Here is a 20,713-nt window from a genome sequence, read left to right as displayed (position 1 = left end):
AGGCAAGCTTTGAAGGAGGAAAGAAGATGAAGCATTCTCGGAATAATCGCGGAATAATAGTGACTCTGAATGGGACAAGCTTGAAAAAAGGATTTGCACTCAGCTTTATCGGGTTTATGCTCGTATTTTTGCTTTCAGGCGCGCTTACTTCCCTAAAACCTGAATATAGGATCACATCTAAATCAATTAATGAATTAACAAATAATATTACAGGTGATTCTTTTATTCATCTGCTTGGTTTTGAAAATCGCTATTTTGTTCAGGATTTGCCTAAAGAGGCTAAACCTCCAAGTTTTTCTTCGTTATTTTTTAAAGCGGCTACAAGCATTAATCCAGAGGATCCGCGGAGTCTCCTTGGAAGGGAACTCCCCGGATTCACCCTGTTTGACAGCGAAATCGTAGTTGCAGGAGAAGGTACGGATTATACAACGATGCCTATTGAATCACCGCCGCCGACAGAGGTGCTGTTAGAGGAGCGGGAAGCATCAATCGCTGACTTAAAAGGGGCAGACGATCAGCCCGATCAGTCCAAAACACCGCCAATAGCGACAACAGGCGAACGCAAAGTTGTTTATATTTACCATACACATACAACAGAATCCTATTTGCCTATGTTAAAAGATGTGAAAAATGCAAACAGTGCTTATCATTCTGAAGCAAATGTAACTCTCGTTGGAGACAGGCTCGGAAAATCGCTTGAAGATCAGGGAATAGGAACAAACGTTGATAAAACCAATTTCATGAAGAAGCTGAATGAAAAAGGCTGGTCTTTTACAAAAGCCTACTCTATGTCCAGGCCGACGGTCGAAACGGCGATGGCAGGGAATAAAGAGCTGGAGTATGTAATCGATATCCACCGTGATTCTCAGCGGTATAAAGTTACAACAGCTGATATTAACGGGAAAAAATATGCCAAGGTGGCATTTGTCATCGGAGGAAAGAATCCGCTGCATGACAAAAACAAACAGCTGGCATCAGAGCTTCATAATAGAATAGAAGCGAAATACCCAGGACTCAGCAGAGGAGTTTTTCTTAAGGATTCACCAGGATCAAACAGCCTGTATAATCAGGACCTGACTCAAAACGCCATGTTAATTGAATTCGGCGGAATTGATAATAACCTTGATGAATTGAATCGAACAGCAGACGCAGTAGCGGATATTTTCAGCGAATATTACTGGCAGGCTGAAAAAGCGAATGCAGATTCAGCTGCTGAAAAAAAATAAGGTAAATAGATTAGAGGGAAGTATGATGATGAAATTCATGCTAAAGTGCTTTGTCCTAAGCTCAATATTGCTGCTTGGTGTTCTGTTTGGAATGCAGCAGGCCAATCAAGGTCTTGTAAAAATGAAGGGGTATGAAGACCCGAATTTGAGCAGCGCTTTTGAAGTGAAAAATGATTCATCAGGAGAATTGGAAGCTTCCGTATTAGGCGTCAGCCATAATCTCGAAGAAAAACAGGAAAAACTTGAAGAAATGGAAGCATTCAATTTCTTTTCCCAGCTGGGCAAAAAATTTGCTGCTCTTGCAAATGCAGTCATAACTGGCTTTATCACATTTTTAGCGGGTTTGGTTGAAAGCCTGTTTCAATAATGGATCCATTGAATATACTTAAGGGAAGTCCGTTTTAGGGCTTCCCATATTTGTTTAGCGGATAAACCTGCTTCGGTTAAATAACTCCTGGCCCCTCATGCCAGAACAAATTTCCTCAGGATAGTCAAACTAGGATTTTTCGGGTGAATTCTTATCTGTCTGCCCGAGTCTGAACAGTCGGTTCCGTTTTTCTCATTGTCCAGCTCCACCGCCCAACTCGCTCGGCCAGAACGGCTCCGCCAGTAAAGGCAAAAAGCGCCTTTTCTGTCGGATCCTTATCTGTCATGCCTGAGCTAAACGGGCGGTTCCGCTTTTCCCTGTTGAATGTTACTTCCCCTATTGATATAATTAAATTTAGTGCATTGGCCAGTTTAGTAGGAGTGATAGAACGATTATGAAGAATAAAGAAGATAAATTAAATAGACAATCCAAAATACGAAATTTCTCGATTATTGCCCATATTGACCACGGCAAATCAACGCTTGCGGATCGGATCCTTGAAAAAACGTCCGCGTTGACTCAAAGGGAAATGAAAAATCAGCTTCTTGACTCAATGGATCTTGAGAGAGAACGCGGAATAACAATTAAATTAAATGCCGTTCAATTAAGATATAAAGCAAAAGATGGAGAAGAATATATTTTCCATTTGATTGATACACCGGGACATGTCGATTTTACATACGAGGTTTCCCGCAGTCTGGCTGCATGTGAAGGGGCTGTATTGGTAGTTGATGCTGCTCAGGGAATTGAGGCGCAAACCCTTGCGAATGTTTATTTGGCTCTTGATAATGATCTGGAAATACTGCCAATTATCAACAAAATCGACCTTCCAAGTGCTGATCCTGAACGTGTTCGCCAGGAAATTGAAGATGTAATCGGTCTTGATGCTTCAGAAGCTGTTCTCGCTTCTGCTAAAGCTGGCATCGGAATTGAAGAAATTTTGGAACAGGTTGTTGAAAAGGTGCCTGCTCCTCAAGGTGATCCTGATGCGCCGCTTAAAGCGCTTATCTTCGACTCCTTATATGACGCATACCGCGGTGTAGTAGCATATATTCGAGTGGTAGAGGGCTCAGTTAAAGTCGGACAGAAAATCAAGATGATGGCAACCGGCAAGGAATTTGAAGTAACAGAGGTGGGTGTTTTTACACCTAAAGCTCTTTTGCTTGATGAATTAAATGTAGGTGATGTTGGATTTTTAACAGCTGCCATTAAAAATGTCGGCGATACAAGAGTCGGGGACACGATTACGGATGCGAAAAATGGTGCAACAGAGGCGCTTCCAGGCTACCGTAAATTAAACCCAATGGTGTATTGCGGTCTATATCCAATTGATACTGCAAGATACAACGATCTTCGCGAGGCATTAGAAAGATTGGAGCTGAATGATTCTGCGCTTCAATATGAACCGGAAACGTCTCAGGCTCTTGGTTTTGGCTTCCGCTGCGGATTCCTTGGTCTCCTGCACATGGAAATTATCCAGGAACGGATTGAACGTGAATTTAAAATCGATTTAATTACAACGGCCCCAAGTGTTATTTACAATGTCTTTTTGACAGATGGAAGCGAAGTCCGCATTGATAATCCATCAAATCTTCCTGATCCGCAAAAGATTGACCGGATTGAAGAGCCATACGTGAAAGCCACGGTTATGGTACCAAACGATTATGTAGGTGCAGTGATGGAGCTTTGCCAAAATAAACGAGGCAACTTTATCGACATGCAATATTTGGATGAAAACAGAGTAAGCATCGTTTATGAACTTCCATTATCTGAAATTGTATATGATTTCTTTGACCAATTAAAATCAAACACAAAAGGGTATGCATCATTTGATTATGAGCTGATTGGATATAAAACATCCCAGCTTGTGAAAATGGATATCCTGCTCAACAATGAGAAAATTGATGCCTTGTCATTTATTGTTCACAGAGATTCAGCCTATGACCGCGGTAAAATCATTGTAGAGAAGTTAAAAGAATTGATTCCCCGCCAGCAATTTGAGGTTCCTATTCAGGCTGCAATCGGCCAAAAAGTTGTTGCTCGATCTACGATCAAAGCTATGCGCAAAAACGTTCTTGCCAAATGCTACGGAGGAGATATTTCCCGTAAACGCAAACTTCTTGAGAAACAAAAAGAAGGAAAGAAACGAATGAAAACAGTTGGTTCTGTAGAAGTTCCTCAGGAAGCCTTCATGGCTGTTCTGAAAATGGATGACAATTAATTCAGGATCGTTTACATTCAAACTTAAACTATGATAACGTAAGAAAAAACATTTGCCGCAGTCAACGCACTGCGGCTTCTTTATTAGAAGGTGAGAAAAATGGTCAAAGCTGCATATCTTCACATTCCTTTTTGTGAACAAATCTGTCATTATTGCGACTTTAACAAGGTCTTTTTGAAAAATCAGCCTGTTGATGAGTACCTTGACAGCATGCAAATGGAAATGAGAAACACTCTTTTAAAATACCCGGCGGAATCCCTTGAAACGATTTTTATTGGGGGAGGAACGCCTACTGCTTTAAACGAAAAACAAATGGAAAAGCTCCTGAAAGCTATAAATGAAGAATTTAAGCCACTCCCTTCTTTACATGAATTTGCAGTAGAAGCTAATCCGGGCGACCTTTCATATGAAAAGCTTAAAGTGATGAGAGACCTTGGAGTAAACCGCCTGAGCTTCGGCGTGCAGACATTTAACGATGGGCTGCTTGAAAAAATTGGCCGCACACACCGTTCGGCTGATGTTATGAAAAGTATTGAGCTTGCAAAAAAAGCAGGCTTTGACAATATAAGCATTGACCTGATGTACGGGTTGCCGGGGCAGACAATCAGCGACTTCAAAGATTCGCTTAAGATCGGATTTGGTCTGGATGTCCAGCATTATTCTTCGTATTCTCTTATTGTTGAGCCCAAAACGGTCTTTTATAATTTAATGTCTAAAGGAAGACTGACTCTTCCTCCTCAGGAAGAAGAAGCCATCATGTATGAATATCTAATGGAAGTTATGGAGCAGCACGGTTTCCATCAATATGAAATCAGCAATTTTGCGCTTCCCGGTTATGAAAGCAGACATAATCTTACTTATTGGAATAATGATGAGTACTACGGAATCGGAGCGGGAGCGCACAGTTACACAGGCAATATCCGGCGTGCAAATGCAGGTCCTTTAAAAAAATATATGCAGCTGATTGAAGATACAGGTTTTCCTTATCAGAATGAGCATCAAGTAACTGAAGCTGAAAAGATGGAGGAAGAACTTTTTCTTGGCTTGCGTAAATCTGCTGGAGTGAGCAAAAAGAAATTTGACGATAAGTTTGGCATGCCTTTATCAAAAGTGTTTGGTTTGCAGATCAAGGAACAAACAGAAAAAGGCCTATTAAATGATCATCAAGATTCAATTTCCCTTACACATAAAGGGAAATTGCTTGGAAATGAAGTTTTTCAGGCATTTTTAGGTGTTGTACCTTCTGAATAGGGTAAATAGAAAAGACGGCGTTTTTGCGTGTGTCTTTTTGTTTGACTTTCTTTAGTTGATTAAACATAAACTATAGGGGAATTTAATCTAAATAATTGACAATTATCGTTTGATTTGATACTTTTTATTATAGATTTAGCACTCGCGCATACAGAGTGCTAACAGAGGTGATGATAATGTTAACAGATCGTCAGCTTTTAATCCTTCAGGTCATTGTTGATGATTTTATTCAATCTGCTCAGCCGGTAGGGTCAAGAACATTGTCTAAGAAGGAATCGATCACATTCAGTTCTGCAACAATCCGAAATGAAATGGCAGATCTTGAAGAAATGGGCTTCATTGAAAAGACTCACAGTTCATCAGGCAGAGTTCCTTCGGAGAAAGGATACCGCTATTATGTGGATCACTTGCTTGCTCCGCAGAAACTGACGAATATGGATGTTGTTACAATTAAATCTGTCTTTACAGAACGTATATTTGAACTTGAAAAAGTAGTGCAGAAGTCCGCTCAGATTCTTTCGGATTTAACGAATTATACGTCCATTATTCTTGGTCCTAAAGTAAACGAAAATCGGCTGAAACGAATTCAGATCGTTCCAATCAGTGAAGATACAGCTGTTGCAATTATTGTGACAAATACGGGCCATGTTGAAAATAGAACTATTTCTTTTCCAGGTACAATTGATCCGCAGGATATTGAAAAAATGGTTAACATATTAAATGAGCGATTATTTAATGTTCCGATTGTCGAATTGCATGACAAAATATACAAAGAAATTGTAAACTTGCTTAGGAACCATATTCAAAACTATGATTCCATCATGAAAGTTCTATCCGGAACATTTACGATGAACGCAAATGAAAAAATATATTTCGGCGGGAAAACAAATATGTTAAGCCAGCCGGAATTCAATGATATCTCACGTGTCAGAACGCTTTTGACAATGATTGAAGAAGAGCAGGAATTATATAATATTCTGCAGGCCTATGATTCAGGGATTACAATTAAGATTGGCAAAGAAAATCAGAACATTGCCATGGAAAATTGCAGTCTGATCACTGCAACCTATTCAGTTGATAATAAACAAATAGGGCGGATTGCGGTTCTTGGTCCGACAAGAATGGAGTACTCCCGTGTTATCAGTCTGCTCCAGAGAGTCACAAAAGATATGTCCAAAGCCTTAACTAATCTGTATCACTCATAAAAACATTGTCCATATTGTAAGAGAGCGGAAAATTGCTTTCCGCTCCCTTTCCATGGCTTTGCACTTTAAGGGAGGTGAAAGAAATTGACTAACGACGCAAAAGAAACCTTAAAAGAAAATGGAACAGCTTCTGAACAAGAAGAAACATTGGTAAACCAAGAAGGCGAATCAATGGATTCTGAAACACAAGCTGAACAAGCGCAGGAATCTGATGAGTTATCTGCAGCCAAAGCTAAGATTGAAGAGCTTGAAGCAAAGCTTAGTGAAACTGAAAATCGCATGTACCGCGTACAGGCAGATCTAGATAACTTCAGAAGAAGAGCAAGGCTTGATCTTGAGGCTGCTCAAAAATATCGTTCTCAAAATCTGATTACCGAAATACTGCCAGCTCTTGATAATTTTGAAAGAGCGTTAAAAATAGATACGGATGACGAAAAAACACAATCCTTATTACAGGGGATGGATATGGTTTATCGCCAGCTGGTGCAGGCTCTGCAAAATGAAGGAATTGAAGCCATTCAAGCAGAAGGCCAGCCGTTTGACCCGCATCTTCATCAGGCAGTCATGCAGGTAGAAGATGATCAATATGAATCCAATGTTGTCATTGAAGAATTCCAAAAAGGCTACAAATTAAAAGACCGCATTATCAGACCAGCTATGGTTAAAGTAAATCAATAACTTACATATTAGGAGGTTTCTACGATGGGGAAAATTATCGGCATTGATTTAGGTACAACAAACTCATGTGTTGCAGTATTAGAAGGCGGAGAACCTAAGGTTATCCCAAATGCAGAAGGCAACCGCACAACTCCTTCTGTAGTAGCATTTAAAAATGGCGAGCGCCAGGTTGGTGAAGTTGCAAAACGCCAGGCTATTACAAATCCAAACACAATTATGTCCATCAAGCGACATATGGGAACGGACTATAAAGTAGAGGTAGAAGGCAAGGAGAATACTCCTCAGCAAATCTCTGCAATCATCCTTCAGCACTTAAAAGCATATGCAGAAGACTATTTAGGCGAGCCTGTTACAAAAGCTGTTATCACAGTTCCAGCATACTTCAATGATGCTGAGCGTCAGGCAACTAAAGATGCAGGTAAAATTGCAGGACTTGAAGTTGAGCGTATTATCAACGAACCAACTGCAGCTGCACTTGCTTACGGTTTAGATAAAACAGATCAAGATCAAACAATTCTTGTTTACGATTTAGGCGGCGGCACATTTGACGTATCCGTTTTAGAACTTGGAGACGGAGTATTCGAAGTTCGTTCAACTGCTGGAGACAACCGTCTTGGCGGAGATGATTTTGACCAAGTAATCATTGATTATCTTGTTTCAGAATTCAAAAAAGATAACGGCATCGACCTTTCAAAAGACAAAATGGCTCTTCAGCGCTTGAAAGATGCTGCTGAAAAAGCTAAGAAAGATCTTTCTGGTGTATCTTCAACACAGATTTCATTGCCGTTCATTACAGCTGGAGAAGCTGGACCTCTTCACTTGGAAGTGACATTGTCACGTGCTAAATTTGAAGAGCTTTCATCTAATTTAGTTGAAAGAACAATGGGTCCTGTTCACCAGGCACTTAAAGATGCAGGTCTTTCTAAAAATGAAATTGATAAAGTAATCCTTGTTGGCGGATCTACTCGTATCCCTGCTGTTGTAGAAACAATCAAAAAAGAGCTTGGCCAAGAGCCATCAAAAGGTGTTAACCCGGACGAAGTTGTAGCACTTGGAGCAGCAATTCAAGGCGGCGTTATCACAGGTGACGTCAAAGACGTTGTTTTACTTGACGTAACACCACTTTCACTTGGAATTGAAACAATGGGCGGCGTGTTCACGAAGTTAATTGAGCGCAACACAACGATTCCAACAAGCAAATCACAAGTGTTCTCAACGGCTGCTGACAGCCAAACAGCTGTAGACATCCATGTTCTTCAAGGTGAGCGTCCAATGTCTGCAGATAATAAAACATTAGGCCGTTTCCAATTAACGGATATTCCTCCGGCTCCGCGTGGAGTTCCGCAAATTGAGGTATCATTCGATATTGATAAAAACGGTATCGTAAATGTTCGTGCAAAAGATTTAGGCACAAACAAAGAACAAACAATCACAATTAAATCTTCAACAGGTTTAAGTGATGAAGAAATCGAACGCATGGTAAAAGAAGCAGAAGAAAATGCAGATGCAGATAAAGCGCGCAAAGAAGAAGTTGAACTTCGCAATGAAGCAGATCAGCTAGTGTTCACAACTGAAAAGACTCTTAAAGATCTTGAAGGTAAAGTAGACGAAGGTGACGTTGCAAAAGCGAACGAAGCGAAAGATGCATTAAAAGCTGCTATTGAGAAAAATGAGCTTGAAGAAATCAGAACGAAAAAAGATGAGCTTCAAGAAATCGTTCAGCAATTATCTATGAAATTGTATGAAGAAGCTGCAAAACAGCAACAAGGTGCTGAAGGTGCAGCAGGCGCTAAACAAGATGACAATGTAGTTGATGCTGAATATGAAGAAGTAAACGACGATAAAAAATAATACTGAGCGGAAATGAGTGACTTCATCCCGCAAAAGGAAAGTCAAAGTCAGGCTTGTCTTGACTTTGACTTTTTTTCATGAGTAAAGAAATGATCTATCAGAAAAGATTGAATAGATTACGGGTATGGAAACACCTTCTATACTTAAACAATATGTTGCAATCAGCCTAAATCGAGTGATACAATTTACTTTATGTGAGAATTCGGGAGTGAGAAATTATGAGCAAGCGTGATTACTATGAAGTGCTTGGAGTAAGTAAGAGCGCAACAAAGGATGAAATGAAAAAAGCGTACCGCAAGCTTTCTAAACAATATCATCCTGATATCAACAAGGATGCGGATGCAACCGATAAATTTAAAGAAATTTCAGAGGCTTACGAGGTCCTGACCGATGATCAGAAGCGTGCACAGTATGATCAATTTGGACATACTGATCCAAATCAGGGATTTGGGGGATCTGATTTTGGCGGAGGATTCGGTTTTGACGATATTTTCAGTTCGATCTTTGGAGGCGGCAGAAGACGAGATCCAAATGCGCCAAGACAAGGTGCAGACCTTCAATATACGATGACTTTGTCTTTTGAAGATGCAGTATTCGGCAAGGATACAACAATTGAAATTCCGCGTGAGGAAACATGTGATACATGTGACGGCTCTGGAGCAAAGCCTGGAACTAAGCCTGAAACATGTAAACATTGTAACGGATCCGGACAGCTGAATGTTGAACAAAACACGCCATTCGGCAGAATTGTTAACCGCCGCGTTTGTCATCATTGCAGCGGAACGGGCAAAATGATTAAACATAAATGTTCAACGTGCGGAGGAGCCGGCAAAGTTCAAAAGCGTAAAAAGATTTCTGTTAAAATTCCAGCAGGAGTCGATGATGGCCAGCAGCTAAGAGTTTCCGGACAAGGTGAACCCGGATTTAACGGAGGGCCAAGCGGTGATTTATATGTTGTATTCCAAGTGAGATCTCATGAGTTCTTTGAGAGAGACGGGGACGATATCTATTGTGAAATGCCGCTTACATTTGCGCAGGCAGCTTTAGGTGATGAAATTGAAGTGCCTACTCTGCACGGTAAAGTGAAGCTGAAGGTTCCGGCCGGAACGCAAACGGGCACTAAATTCCGCATGAAGGGAAAAGGTGTCGCCAATGTGAGAGGCTACGGACAGGGTGATCAGCACATTATCGTTCGTGTATTAACGCCTACAAATATTACAGAAAAACAAAAAGAGCTCCTTCGCGATTTTGCTGAAATGAGCGGGGGAAGACCAGATGAGCACGAAGAAAGCTTTTTTGATAAAGTGAAGCGTGCATTCAAGGGTGAATAAACAGAAGTGGAGCTGGTAGAATGAAATGGTCCGAATTAAGTATTCATACAACACAAGAAGCGGTAGAACCAATTTCGAATATTTTGCATGAGGCCGGAGCAAGCGGTGTCGTCATTGAAGATCAAATGGATCTATTAAAAGAGCGCGAAAGTGTGTATGGAGAAATCTACCACCTCAATTCTGATGATTATCCTGATGAAGGTGTTATTATTAAAGCATACCTGCCGGTAAACAGTTTCCTTGGTGAAACAGTTGAAGAGATTAAAGAAGCTGTAAATAACCTGCTTATTCATGATATCGATATAGGGAAGAATGATATCTCAATCAGTGAAGTTAATGATGAAGAGTGGGCGACTGCGTGGAAGAAGTATTATCATCCCGTAAAGATTTCGGAGCGATTTACGATCGTTCCGACATGGGAAACTTATACACCTGTCCATTCTGATGAACTGATTATTGAGCTTGATCCGGGTATGGCTTTTGGCACAGGGACTCATCCTACAACTGTTCTTTGTATTCAGGCGCTAGAACGCTCTGTAAAAGAACACGATTTAGTAGTAGATGTCGGCACAGGATCAGGAGTATTAAGCATTGCCTCTGCAATGCTTGGAGCAAAGCAGGTTCAGGCACTGGATTTAGATCCTGTTGCTGTAGAAAGCGCACGTTTAAATACAAAATTAAATAAAGTGCACCAGGCAGTCACAGTATCTCAAAATAATTTGCTGAACGGAATTCAAGGTCCTGTAGACGTAGTCGTTGCTAATATTTTGGCTGAAGTCATTCTGCGATTTGTCCACGATGCAAATCAGATTCTGAAACAAGGCGGTTTATTCATCACATCTGGAATCATTCTCAATAAAAAGGCAGAGGTTAAAAACGGTTTAATCGAGGCTGGATTTGAGATTGAAGAAACAGTTGTTATGGAAGACTGGGTGGCCTTTATCGCAAGAAAGAAATAAGAGGTGCTCATCTGTGCAGCGTTATTTTATAAGTGAGGAAAAAGAAAATTTAACATCCAGAATGACAATCACGGGAGACGATGTTCATCACATCTCCCGTGTTATGCGTATGAAGCCCGGCAGCAAACTGATTTGCTGTACTTCAGATGGACAGGCAGCGCTTTGTGAAATAGAAGAAGTAAATGATGATGCAGCAGTATGCAGGATTATTGAATGGCAGACTGCTGATCATGAACTTCCAGTATCAGTCACGATTGCGAGCGGGCTGCCTAAAGGGGATAAGCTGGAATGGATACTTCAAAAGGGCACAGAACTTGGTGCTGCTTCGTTTATCCCTTTTAATGCTGCTCGTTCCGTTGTAAAGCTTGATGCAAAGAAAGCAGTTAAAAAAGTGGAGCGCTGGAGAAAGATTGTGAAAGAGGCTTCTGAACAATCCTACCGCAACTTAATCCCGGACGTCTTTGAGCCATGCAGCTGGAAGGAACTTATTCATCGTTCTGCTTCATATGATCTGAAAATCGTGGCATATGAAGAATCAGCTAAAAGCGGGGAACTTTCCAATCTTGCGAAAGCATTAAATGAAAGTAATCCAGGTCAATCCATTCTGGTAGTATTCGGACCAGAAGGCGGATTAACGGAAGAAGAAATAGAACAGCTGACAAATGCAGGTTTTAAAGCCTGCGGACTCGGGCCGAGAATCTTACGGACGGAAACGGCTCCGCTATATGTTTTATCTGCCGTTTCTTATTATTTTGAATTATCGAGGTGATTACCATGCCAACCGTAGCATTTCATACACTTGGCTGTAAAGTAAACCATTATGAAACAGAAGCTATCTGGCAGTTATTCAAGGACGCAGGCTATGATCGTTCTGAATATGAAAGTAAAGCTGATGTTTATGTCATAAATACATGTACAGTAACGAATACAGGCGATAAAAAAAGCCGTCAGGTCATTCGCCGTGCAATTAGAAAAAATCCGGACGGGGTTATTTGTGTAACAGGCTGTTACGCTCAAACGTCTCCTGCTGAAATTATGGCGATTCCGGGTGTTGATATAGTAGTAGGTACGTCTGACCGTGTTAAAATGCTTGACTATATTGAGCAATTTAAGAACGAAAGACAGCCCATCAATGGCGTCAGCAATATTATGAAGGCCAGAGTTTATGAAGAACTTGATGTACCGGCATTTACAGACCGTACTCGTGCATCATTGAAGATCCAGGAAGGCTGCAACAACTTCTGCACGTTCTGCATCATTCCGTGGGCACGCGGCTTAATGCGCTCCCGTGACCCCAAAGAAGTCATTAAACAGGCTCAGCAGCTTGTTGATGCAGGCTACAAAGAAATTGTATTAACAGGAATTCATACAGGAGGATACGGCGAAGACATGAAGGATTACAACTTCGCTATGCTGCTTCGTGATCTGGACACTCAGGTTCATGGTTTAAAGCGCATCAGAATCTCGTCCATTGAGGCAAGTCAAATTACAGACGAAGTCATTGAAGTGCTTGATCAGTCAGATAAGATTGTCCGCCATTTGCATATCCCGATTCAATCAGCTTCAAATACTGTATTGAAAAGAATGCGACGTAAATACACAATGGAATTCTTTGCTGAGCGTTTAGCACGCCTGAAACAAGCTTTGCCAGGGCTTGCTGTAACTTCTGACGTTATCGTTGGTTTCCCTGGTGAAACGGATGAAGAATTCATGGAAACATATAACTTTATTAAAGAACACAAATTCTCAGAGCTTCATGTTTTCCCTTACTCCAAACGGACAGGCACACCTGCTGCAAGAATGGATGACCAAGTGGATGAGGAAATTAAAAATGAACGTGTTCATCAGCTGATTGCCCTATCCGATCAGCTTGCCAAAGAATACGCATCTGTTTATGAAGACGAAGTTCTTGAGGTTATCCCTGAGGAACTATATAAAGAAGATCCTGAAAGCGGTCTTTATGTCGGATATACGGATAATTATTTGAAAGTTGTTTTCCCTGCAACAGAAGAAATGGTCGGGAAAATTGTGAAGGTGAAAATGACTAAAGCTGGCTATCCGTACTCGGAAGGACAGTTTGTACGTGTCATGGAAGATGAACCGGCAGCTGAAAGTATGCGAAATATCTCTTAACCTGGTCGATAAAGACCGGGTTTTTTATTTTTATGTTTAAACAGAGGGAATGCACTTTTCTTTTAAAACAGGTTTAGAATTATTTTACTGGTGTAAATTAAGTTTGTACTCGTATTTTTTTGGGGGAAATGTTAAGATGTAAGAGGTCAGACGACTAATTAAATGGAAAAGGGGTACTACATATGTCAGTAAATATTGGCAGTATGATTGACCATACAGCGTTAAAGCCAGAAACAACAAAGGCTCAAATTGAAACATTATGCGCAGAAGCAAAGGAATATAAATTCGCATCTGTCTGTGTAAATCCAACTTGGATTGAAACAGCGGCTGCTCTGCTAAAAGGAACAGACGTAAAAGTTTGTACTGTAATCGGTTTCCCTCTCGGAGCGACTACAGTTGAAACAAAAGCATTTGAAACAAAAGATGCAATTGCAAAAGGTGCTACAGAAGTTGATATGGTAATCAACATCGGCGCATTAAAAGATAAAAATGATGAGCTTGTTGAGCGCGATATCCGTGCTGTTGTAGAAGCAGCTAAAGGAAAAGCGCTTACTAAAGTAATTATTGAATCATGTCTTTTAACAGATGAAGAAAAAGTAAGAGCCTGCGAATTATCAGTTAAAGCCGGAGCGGATTTTGTTAAAACTTCAACTGGTTTTTCAACTGGCGGAGCAACTGTCGAGGATATCGCTCTTATGCGCAAAACAGTTGGACCTGATGTTGGAGTGAAAGCTTCAGGCGGCGTTCGTGACCGCGCAGGAGCGCTCGCAATGGTGGAAGCTGGCGCAACTCGCATCGGTGCTAGTGCTGGAATTTCAATTGTTAAAGGTGAAGTTTCAAACTCTGATTATTAATTCCTGACTATAAAAGACTGCTGAATTTTTTTCGGCAGTCTTTATTTATTTCTCTCTAAAAAAAGTTGAAAATGAAACAACGAAACTGCCGAATGCATTTGCAAAAGGCAGCAATGCAAGTGAACTGATGACATTAAAAATCAGACTGAAGTGTGCCAGCTGCATATCAGGCTGTGAAGATAAAGTTTGAACAGCCGCACTGCAATGTGAAATGAAAGGATAAAATGCGGCTACACCGATTACATTTACCCATACATGTGCATAGGCGGTCAGCTTTGCTTCTTGATTGGCTCCGGCTGCTGCCATCATGCCTGTAATACAAGTGCCGATATTAGCTCCAAGAACATAAGCAATGCCTGCACTGAGCGTAAGAATATCGGCATTTAAAAAACTCATAATAATGCCCACAGTGGCTGCACTTGAATGAATAATTGCTGTTAAAACCGTCCCGCTTAGAACTCCTGCAAAAGAGTGTTCATTTGTGTACAGCAATAACTCTTTAACTAGATTCAGCTCGGATAGCGGATAAGCAAGCCGGCCAAACCCTGCCATTGCTGAAAAAAGTGCGCCTAGCCCCATAAAAACAGCACAAATTCGCATCAGCGCTTCTTTTTTAAAGACAGCTCCCATTAAAAGACATAGAAATCCTATAATGAAAAGGGGAAGAATCAAAGATCCAATATCCAAAGCGATTAATTGTGTAGTGAAAGTAGAGCCGATATTTGTTCCAAGAATAATTCCAATCGTCTGTTTAAACGAGATGACTCCAGCTGAAACAAGGCCTATAACAATTACCATCACAGCTGAACTGCTTTGCAGAATGCCCGTGAATATGATTCCAGCTATAAAAGCTTTGACAGGATGATTAATACAAGTATATATCCAGTTTCTCATTGCATGTCCGGATAGAATGGACAGACCTTTTTTCAGCAAATGCATACCTGCTAAAAAAACAATTAAGTAAAGCAAGAAAAAGCCTGCAGCCCCCATCAAATCACCTCTTATTAAAAAATATATGGACAAGCGCCCTGCTGCATGACTGAAATTTAGGGGGGGAATGCACGAAGTTAAGAACTTTTTTTTATATAAGTTGACCTCGGCGAAACGTTATATTATAATTGCAAAGTACATGTTTTCTTTAAACATGTTTATTAAACAGATGATGTCGATTGGTTGTATTCGGAGGGAGGGAATAAGAATGTCAAAAACGGTCGTTCGTAAAAACGAGTCGCTTGAGGACGCTCTTCGTCGCTTCAAACGTACAGTATCAAAAAGCGGTACTATACAAGAAGCAAGAAAGCGCGAATTCTATGAAAAACCTAGCGTAAAACGTAAGAAAAAGTCTGAAGCTGCTAGAAAACGCAAATTCTAAAGAGGGTGGATTTATGAGTCTTCTTGAGCGTTTGAATCAAGATATGAAACAAGCGATGAAGAACAAAGAGAAGGACAAACTGGCTGTTATCCGCATGGTGAAAGCCTCATTACAAAATGAAGGCATCAAGCTGGGTAAACAGGAGTTGTCTGCTGAAGAGGAACTGACTGTGTTTTCTCGCGAATTAAAGCAACGTAAAGACTCCCTCCAGGAATTCAGTAAAGCTGATCGCTTAGATTTAGTTGAAAAGACACAGGCTGAACTTGATATTTTAACTGTATACATGCCAAAACAGCTTTCGGAAGAAGAGCTTCAAGCTATTGTGAAAGAAACAATTGCAGAAGTAAATGCAACTTCTAAAGCAGACATGGGTAAAGTTATGGCTGCGATCATGCCTAAGGTAAAAGGTAAGGCAGATGGCGCGCTTGTCAATAAAACTGTAGCTGGACAGCTATCATAAAAAGACGGAAAGCACCTTGTTCATTTGAACAAGGTGTTTTTTATGGTTTAAATGAAAAAAACAGATCGTATCAAATTTAGCTGAAAAAAGATCATTTAAGCCAAATGCAAAAAAAGTGGATAAATAAGAAAAGCAGCTAAACGGGGCGCTTCCGCTTTTCCCATTGTCCAGCTCCACCGCCCAATTCCTCGGCTAGAACGTCTCAGCCTGAAAAGTCAAACCCGGACTTTCCACTGAGCCTCTTCTGACTGTCGGAGCTAAACGGGCGCTTCCGCTTTCTGTATTGTCCAGTTCCACCTCCTTGCCCCTCGGCCAGGCTCTGAATAGTCGGTTCCACATTTCTAATGAGAATTTTTCATAAAAACGAAACCTATACTTAAGATGAAACGTATTACAAATACACCTTACGATTGAAAGGGGGCTTTCGATTCAATTGATAAGCAATCATAACCGTTTGTTTCATATATTATTTGGATTTGTTTTGTTTCTTTCCCTGTTTGGCAGTTCGTATATGCCCGCTGCAGATAATGCTTCTGAAAAAGTTGCGGTCATACCAATTGAAGAAACCGTTGAAAAAGGCTTATCACAATTTATTAAAAGATCTTTTAAGGAAGCAAGAGCAGAAAATGCCGACCACATTATTCTCGATATAAATACTCCGGGCGGAGCGGTTGATGCTGCACTTGAAATTGCGGACACAATTAGAGCATCAGATATTCCTGTAACCGCTTTTATTGATAAAAGGGCATTGTCTGCCGGAGCTTACATCGCTTTGAATGCTGATCAAATTTACATGGTTCCGGGAGCTAAGATGGGCTCTGCTGCTATTATTGATTTAGAAGGCAATACGGCTGATAAGAAAGCAGAATCCCTCTGGCTGGCTGAAATGAAAGAATCAGCAGAACAAAATAACAGAGATTCAAAATACGCACTTGCTATGGCTGATCCTGATGTGGACCTTCCTGAGTATGGAGCAGGCAAGGGTGATCTATTGACTCTGACCGCAGAGCAGGCGGTAGAGGTAAATTATGCAGAAGGCATTTCTGAAAACCTGGACAGTTTGTTAAATGCACTACACTTAGGTTCTGCCGAAGTGATTGGAATGGAGGTTAGCTTTGCTGAGAAAGTTGCAAGATTTGTGACCAATCCAATTGTGATACCAATCCTGCTTTCAATTGGAAGTCTTGGACTTATCGTTGAATTATACAGTCCTGGTTTTGGTCTTCCGGGCTTTATGGGCTTATCATCCCTCTTTCTTTTCTTTTACGGGCATTATATAGCAGGGCTTGCCGGACTCGAAACCGTAATTTTGTTTATCGTTGGCTTAATTCTTGTGGCCGCTGAGTTTTTTGTTCCCGGCGGCATTATAGGCTTTATTGGATTTGGAGCCATCCTATTGAGCTTTTTTATAGCAACTGATGATATTGCATATATGGCATTTTCATTAGTTGTGGCATTACTCGTTGCCGTAACGGCAGCCATCATATTTGTAAAGGTGTTTGGAAAACGTATGAATATATTTAAGAAACTAATCTTGCGTGATTCTACAAATACTGAAAGCGGGTATGTTTCAAATCGGAATCGTTTGGAGCTGATCGGGAAAACTGGTATAGCTCTCACATCCATGAGACCATCAGGAACAGCCCTCATAGATGATGAACGAATCGATGTTGTTACAGAAGGAATGTATATAGCAAAAGATCAAAAGATTAAGATTGTTAAAGTTGAAGGGTCACGTGTTGTCGTGAGAGAAATCCTTTAATACAAGGAGGAGTATAATGGATCCGTCATTGCTTTTAACGTTAGGGTTAATTGTTATTGGAGTTATATTAATAGGTGTTTTATTTACTTTTGTACCGATTACTCTGTGGATTTCAGCACTTGCTGCGGGAGTTCGAATCAGCATCTTTACTCTTATTGGAATGAGGCTTCGCCGTGTAAGCCCAAATCGAATTATCAATCCGTTAATTAAAGCTCATAAAGCTGGACTTGGTGTGACGATTAATCAGCTTGAGAGTCATTATTTAGCGGGCGGTAATGTAGACCGGGTAGTTAATGCCTTAATTGCCGCAGAGCGTGCGAATATTGAGCTTTCTTTTGAGCGCTGCGCAGCGATTGACCTTGCAGGGCGTGATGTATTAGAAGCCGTTCAGATGAGTGTAAATCCTAAGGTTATTGAAACGCCGTTTATCGCCGGTGTAGCAATGGATGGAATTGAAGTAAAGGCCAAAGCACGTATTACGGTCCGTGCAAATATTGAGCGGTTAGTCGGGGGAGCCGGCGAAGAAACGATTATTGCCCGTGTAGGTGAAGGCATTGTAAGTACAATCGGTTCTTCAAGCAATCATAAAAAAGTCCTTGAAAATCCTGATATGATTTCTCAGACAGTGTTGAATAAAGGCTTAGATTCCGGAACTGCTTTTGAAATTCTTTCGATTGATATTGCAGATGTTGATATCGGCAAAAATATCGGAGCTATCCTTCAAACAGATCAAGCTGAGGCTGATAAGAAAATTGCCCAGGCAAAAGCTGAAGAACGCCGTGCTATGGCAGTAGCCCTAGAGCAGGAAATGAATGCAAAAACACAGGAAATGAGAGCGAAAGTAGTGGAAGCGGAAGCGACAGTCCCGCTTGCAATGGCTGAAGCTTTGCGAAATGGGAAAATTGGCGTCATGGACTATATGAATTTTGAAAACATCAATGCAGATACAGATATGAGAGATTCAATCGGAAAGTTATCAAAAGATCAGCCGGATCATGATAATAAATAGGGAAAGCTCGATAAAGGAGGTGCTGACGAATGGACTTAGTTGAATTTATTCTTAGCAATCCATTAGTTATTGCAGGCCTTATCTTTGTTTTATCATCCTTATTCGGCAAAAAAAAGAAGGGAAAACAACAGCGAAGGCAAAAGGAAAACCCAGCAACTGCCGCATCTGTCCCTGTACCGTCAATTGAACAGACCGAAACTAAGCCGGAAGCTAAAGAACGAATGAAAGAAGCGATTGATACAATAGAAACAAGATATCACTCAGTAAAAAGTGAAATGAGCGAACTTGGAAATGAAATTGGCTCAGCGGCAGATGAAATTCAAGCGGAAATTCAGACTGACTCGAAAAACAGTCAGAATGAGCGCACGAAAGCAAACCCTGTCATAAATAAGGATAACGTTGTGCAAGGAATTATTTGGAGCGAAATTCTCGGTTCACCAAGGTCTAAAAAGCCGCACGCCTCTGCCAAACGCCGAGTTTAAAAAAGAAGTGTTAGAACCCCCTTTCAACTCATACATATGAGATGAGAGGGGGTTCTTTTTTATGGCGAAAAGATGGCGACAGCATGTAGCGAAATGGATCTCACGAACAGTAGAAATACCCCAGGATGTCATGATGGATCTTCCCCGCATCACGATGATCGGCCAAATACATATTTATATTGAAAATCATAGAGGGCTGCTCACTTTTACAGATAATGAACTTCGGCTTTTACTCAAGCAGGGACAGCTTCAGATTAAGGGTGAAGCTTTTGTTATAAAAACGATTTTGCCGGAAGAAATCCTTCTGCAGGGAAAAATCGACCAAGTTAATTATTTAGAACAATCTTGAATATAGGAGGATAACAATGAAAAACCAATGGACCCATTTCTTTTACGGCGTCATTAAAGTGACAATCACAGGCAGAGGCACTGAAAGATTTATTAACGACTGCATCAGGAAGGACGTACCTGTATGGAATGTAAGAAGAGAAGAGGGGGCGGTCTCTTTTTTTATTCGTCTGAAAGATGTACATGCCATTCGGGCTGCGGCGCGCAAAAATGAATGCAAATGTTCATTGAAGAAAGTGTCCGGCTTGCCTTTTCTTATTCAGAAAGCCTTGAAAAACAGTGGTTTTGTCATTGGATTCGCACTATTTTTTACCGTTATTCTTCTTTTATCCAACATGATCTGGGGAATTGATATAAAAGGAGCAAAGCCCAGCACTGAACATCTTATAAAAAAAGAGCTTGATGCAATGGGTGTGAAGGTTGGGAAACTGCAGTTCTTTACTCTTGATCCTGATTCCATACAAAAAAACCTGACAAACAATATCAAAGAGCTTACATGGGTTGGAGTTGAACTGAAGGGCACAAATTATCATTTTGAGGTTGTCGAGAAAAATGAACCGGAAAAAATCACGTATTCAAGTCCACAGAATATCGTTGCAAGAAAAAAAGCGGTTATAACTAAAATGTACGTTGAAAAAGGACAGCCTGCGGTATCTATTAATGAGCATGTGAAGAAAGGGCAGCTGCTTGTTTCGGGAATAATAGGCAATGATAATAATAAGCAGAAAGTGGCAGCGAAAGCAGAGATACTGGGAGAGACATGGTACCGCTCTGAAGTGGCAGTGCCTATTCATACTACATTTAATGTTTTTTCTGGAGATGACAAACGCAAGTATTACTTAGAACTTGGGTCATGGGAGCTTCAGGTTTGGGGATTTAAGCAGGACATGTTTAAAGAATTTGAAGTGGAGAAAGACATAAGATCTGTTAAATTTCTGAATTGGAACTTGCCGATTGGATACGGTAAAAAAATCTACCGCGAAAAAGAAGTTGTTAAACGCAGTTACACAAGTGAGGAAGCACGGACAGCTGCCCTTGAACTCGGCAAAAAAGAATTATTGAATGAATTGGGAGAAGAAGCGGAAATAAAGGGTCAAAAAGTTTTGCACCAGACGAACGAGAATGGTAAAGTAAAACTAACAGTGCTCTACCAAGTTATAGAAAATATCGTAAAAACTACACCAATTGTTCAGGGAGATTAAAT

20 protein-coding genes are annotated in these 20,713 nt (G+C 40.7%); 19 read left to right on the top strand and 1 reads right to left on the bottom strand.

Features of this window, described 5'->3' with window-relative positions; genetic code table 11:
* Positions 1-26: 26 nt before the first annotated feature.
* The 12 genes from spoIIP to deoC all read left to right on the top strand — a co-directional run bounded on the left by spoIIP (position 27) and on the right by deoC (position 14,076).
* Positions 27-1,226, top strand: a complete 1,200-nt coding sequence (gene spoIIP, locus QLQ22_RS18155) for a stage II sporulation protein P (RefSeq protein WP_223436819.1) — start codon at positions 27-29, stop codon at positions 1,224-1,226.
* 25 nt (positions 1,227-1,251) lie between these two features.
* Entirely contained in the window at positions 1,252-1,593 is a 342-nt protein-coding gene (locus QLQ22_RS18150) for a YqxA family protein (RefSeq protein WP_223436817.1), read from the top strand.
* A gap of 394 nt (positions 1,594-1,987) precedes the next feature.
* Positions 1,988-3,814, top strand: coding sequence for a translation elongation factor 4 (gene lepA, locus QLQ22_RS18145; RefSeq protein WP_223436815.1), 1,827 nt, complete (start codon positions 1,988-1,990; stop codon positions 3,812-3,814).
* Positions 3,815-3,913: 99 nt separating this feature from the next.
* On the top strand, positions 3,914-5,065 hold the full coding sequence (gene hemW, locus QLQ22_RS18140; protein WP_223436814.1) for a radical SAM family heme chaperone HemW: 1,152 nt from the start codon (positions 3,914-3,916) through the stop codon (positions 5,063-5,065).
* 176 nt (positions 5,066-5,241) lie between these two features.
* Positions 5,242-6,270, top strand: a complete 1,029-nt coding sequence (gene hrcA, locus QLQ22_RS18135) for a heat-inducible transcriptional repressor HrcA (protein WP_223436812.1) — start codon at positions 5,242-5,244, stop codon at positions 6,268-6,270.
* A gap of 84 nt (positions 6,271-6,354) precedes the next feature.
* Positions 6,355-6,948 (top strand): nucleotide exchange factor GrpE, encoded by a 594-nt coding sequence (gene grpE / locus QLQ22_RS18130; protein ID WP_223436810.1) that lies wholly within the window; start codon positions 6,355-6,357, stop codon positions 6,946-6,948.
* A gap of 24 nt (positions 6,949-6,972) precedes the next feature.
* The gene (gene dnaK / locus QLQ22_RS18125) at positions 6,973-8,799 is read left to right on the top strand and encodes a molecular chaperone DnaK (protein ID WP_284015291.1); all 1,827 of its coding nucleotides are present in this window, start codon (positions 6,973-6,975) and stop codon (positions 8,797-8,799) included.
* A gap of 218 nt (positions 8,800-9,017) precedes the next feature.
* Positions 9,018-10,130 (top strand): molecular chaperone DnaJ, encoded by a 1,113-nt coding sequence (dnaJ, locus tag QLQ22_RS18120; protein ID WP_223436807.1) that lies wholly within the window; start codon positions 9,018-9,020, stop codon positions 10,128-10,130.
* A 20-nt stretch (positions 10,131-10,150) separates the two neighbouring features.
* Entirely contained in the window at positions 10,151-11,089 is a 939-nt protein-coding gene (gene prmA / locus QLQ22_RS18115; RefSeq protein ID WP_284015290.1) for a 50S ribosomal protein L11 methyltransferase, read from the top strand.
* Positions 11,090-11,102: 13 nt separating this feature from the next.
* Entirely contained in the window at positions 11,103-11,858 is a 756-nt protein-coding gene (locus QLQ22_RS18110) for a 16S rRNA (uracil(1498)-N(3))-methyltransferase (RefSeq protein ID WP_223436804.1), read from the top strand.
* Between the two features lie 5 nt (positions 11,859-11,863).
* A complete protein-coding gene (gene mtaB, locus QLQ22_RS18105) occupies positions 11,864-13,222 on the top strand; it encodes a tRNA (N(6)-L-threonylcarbamoyladenosine(37)-C(2))-methylthiotransferase MtaB (protein WP_223436802.1) in 1,359 nt (452 codons plus the stop codon).
* 182 nt (positions 13,223-13,404) lie between these two features.
* A complete protein-coding gene (gene deoC, locus QLQ22_RS18100) occupies positions 13,405-14,076 on the top strand; it encodes a deoxyribose-phosphate aldolase (RefSeq protein WP_223436800.1) in 672 nt (223 codons plus the stop codon).
* A 45-nt stretch (positions 14,077-14,121) separates the two neighbouring features.
* On the opposite strand, the gene QLQ22_RS18095 is transcribed toward deoC, so the two are convergent.
* A complete protein-coding gene (locus tag QLQ22_RS18095; RefSeq protein ID WP_284015289.1) occupies positions 14,122-15,066 on the bottom strand; it encodes a Na/Pi symporter in 945 nt (314 codons plus the stop codon).
* 208 nt (positions 15,067-15,274) lie between these two features.
* Here QLQ22_RS18095 and rpsU point away from each other — a divergent pair, with 208 nt between their 5' ends.
* The 7 genes from rpsU to yqfD all read left to right on the top strand — a co-directional run bounded on the left by rpsU (position 15,275) and on the right by yqfD (position 20,711).
* A complete protein-coding gene (rpsU, locus tag QLQ22_RS18090) occupies positions 15,275-15,448 on the top strand; it encodes a 30S ribosomal protein S21 (protein WP_015595024.1) in 174 nt (57 codons plus the stop codon).
* 13 nt (positions 15,449-15,461) lie between these two features.
* A complete protein-coding gene (locus tag QLQ22_RS18085) occupies positions 15,462-15,908 on the top strand; it encodes a GatB/YqeY domain-containing protein (protein WP_070875428.1) in 447 nt (148 codons plus the stop codon).
* 463 nt (positions 15,909-16,371) lie between these two features.
* The gene (locus tag QLQ22_RS18080; protein WP_423246267.1) at positions 16,372-17,670 is read left to right on the top strand and encodes an NfeD family protein; all 1,299 of its coding nucleotides are present in this window, start codon (positions 16,372-16,374) and stop codon (positions 17,668-17,670) included.
* 16 nt (positions 17,671-17,686) lie between these two features.
* On the top strand, positions 17,687-18,679 hold the full coding sequence (gene floA / locus QLQ22_RS18075) for a flotillin-like protein FloA (RefSeq protein ID WP_223436794.1): 993 nt from the start codon (positions 17,687-17,689) through the stop codon (positions 18,677-18,679).
* Positions 18,680-18,708: 29 nt separating this feature from the next.
* Positions 18,709-19,161 carry a hypothetical protein gene (locus QLQ22_RS18070; RefSeq protein ID WP_223436792.1) on the top strand — a complete coding sequence of 151 codons (453 nt, stop codon included), beginning with the start codon at positions 18,709-18,711 and terminating at the stop codon, positions 19,159-19,161.
* Between the two features lie 61 nt (positions 19,162-19,222).
* Positions 19,223-19,510, top strand: coding sequence for a sporulation protein YqfC (gene yqfC / locus QLQ22_RS18065; protein WP_223436791.1), 288 nt, complete (start codon positions 19,223-19,225; stop codon positions 19,508-19,510).
* Positions 19,511-19,526: 16 nt separating this feature from the next.
* Positions 19,527-20,711, top strand: a complete 1,185-nt coding sequence (gene yqfD, locus QLQ22_RS18060; protein ID WP_284015288.1) for a sporulation protein YqfD — start codon at positions 19,527-19,529, stop codon at positions 20,709-20,711.
* Positions 20,712-20,713: the final 2 nt, after the last annotated feature.

The organism is Metabacillus hrfriensis (genome assembly GCF_030127205.1).
In the GTDB taxonomy this organism is placed as follows: Bacteria; Bacillota; Bacilli; order Bacillales; family Bacillaceae; genus Bacillus_P; species Bacillus_P dongyingensis.
This window is presented reverse-complemented; position numbering and strand designations above follow the sequence as displayed.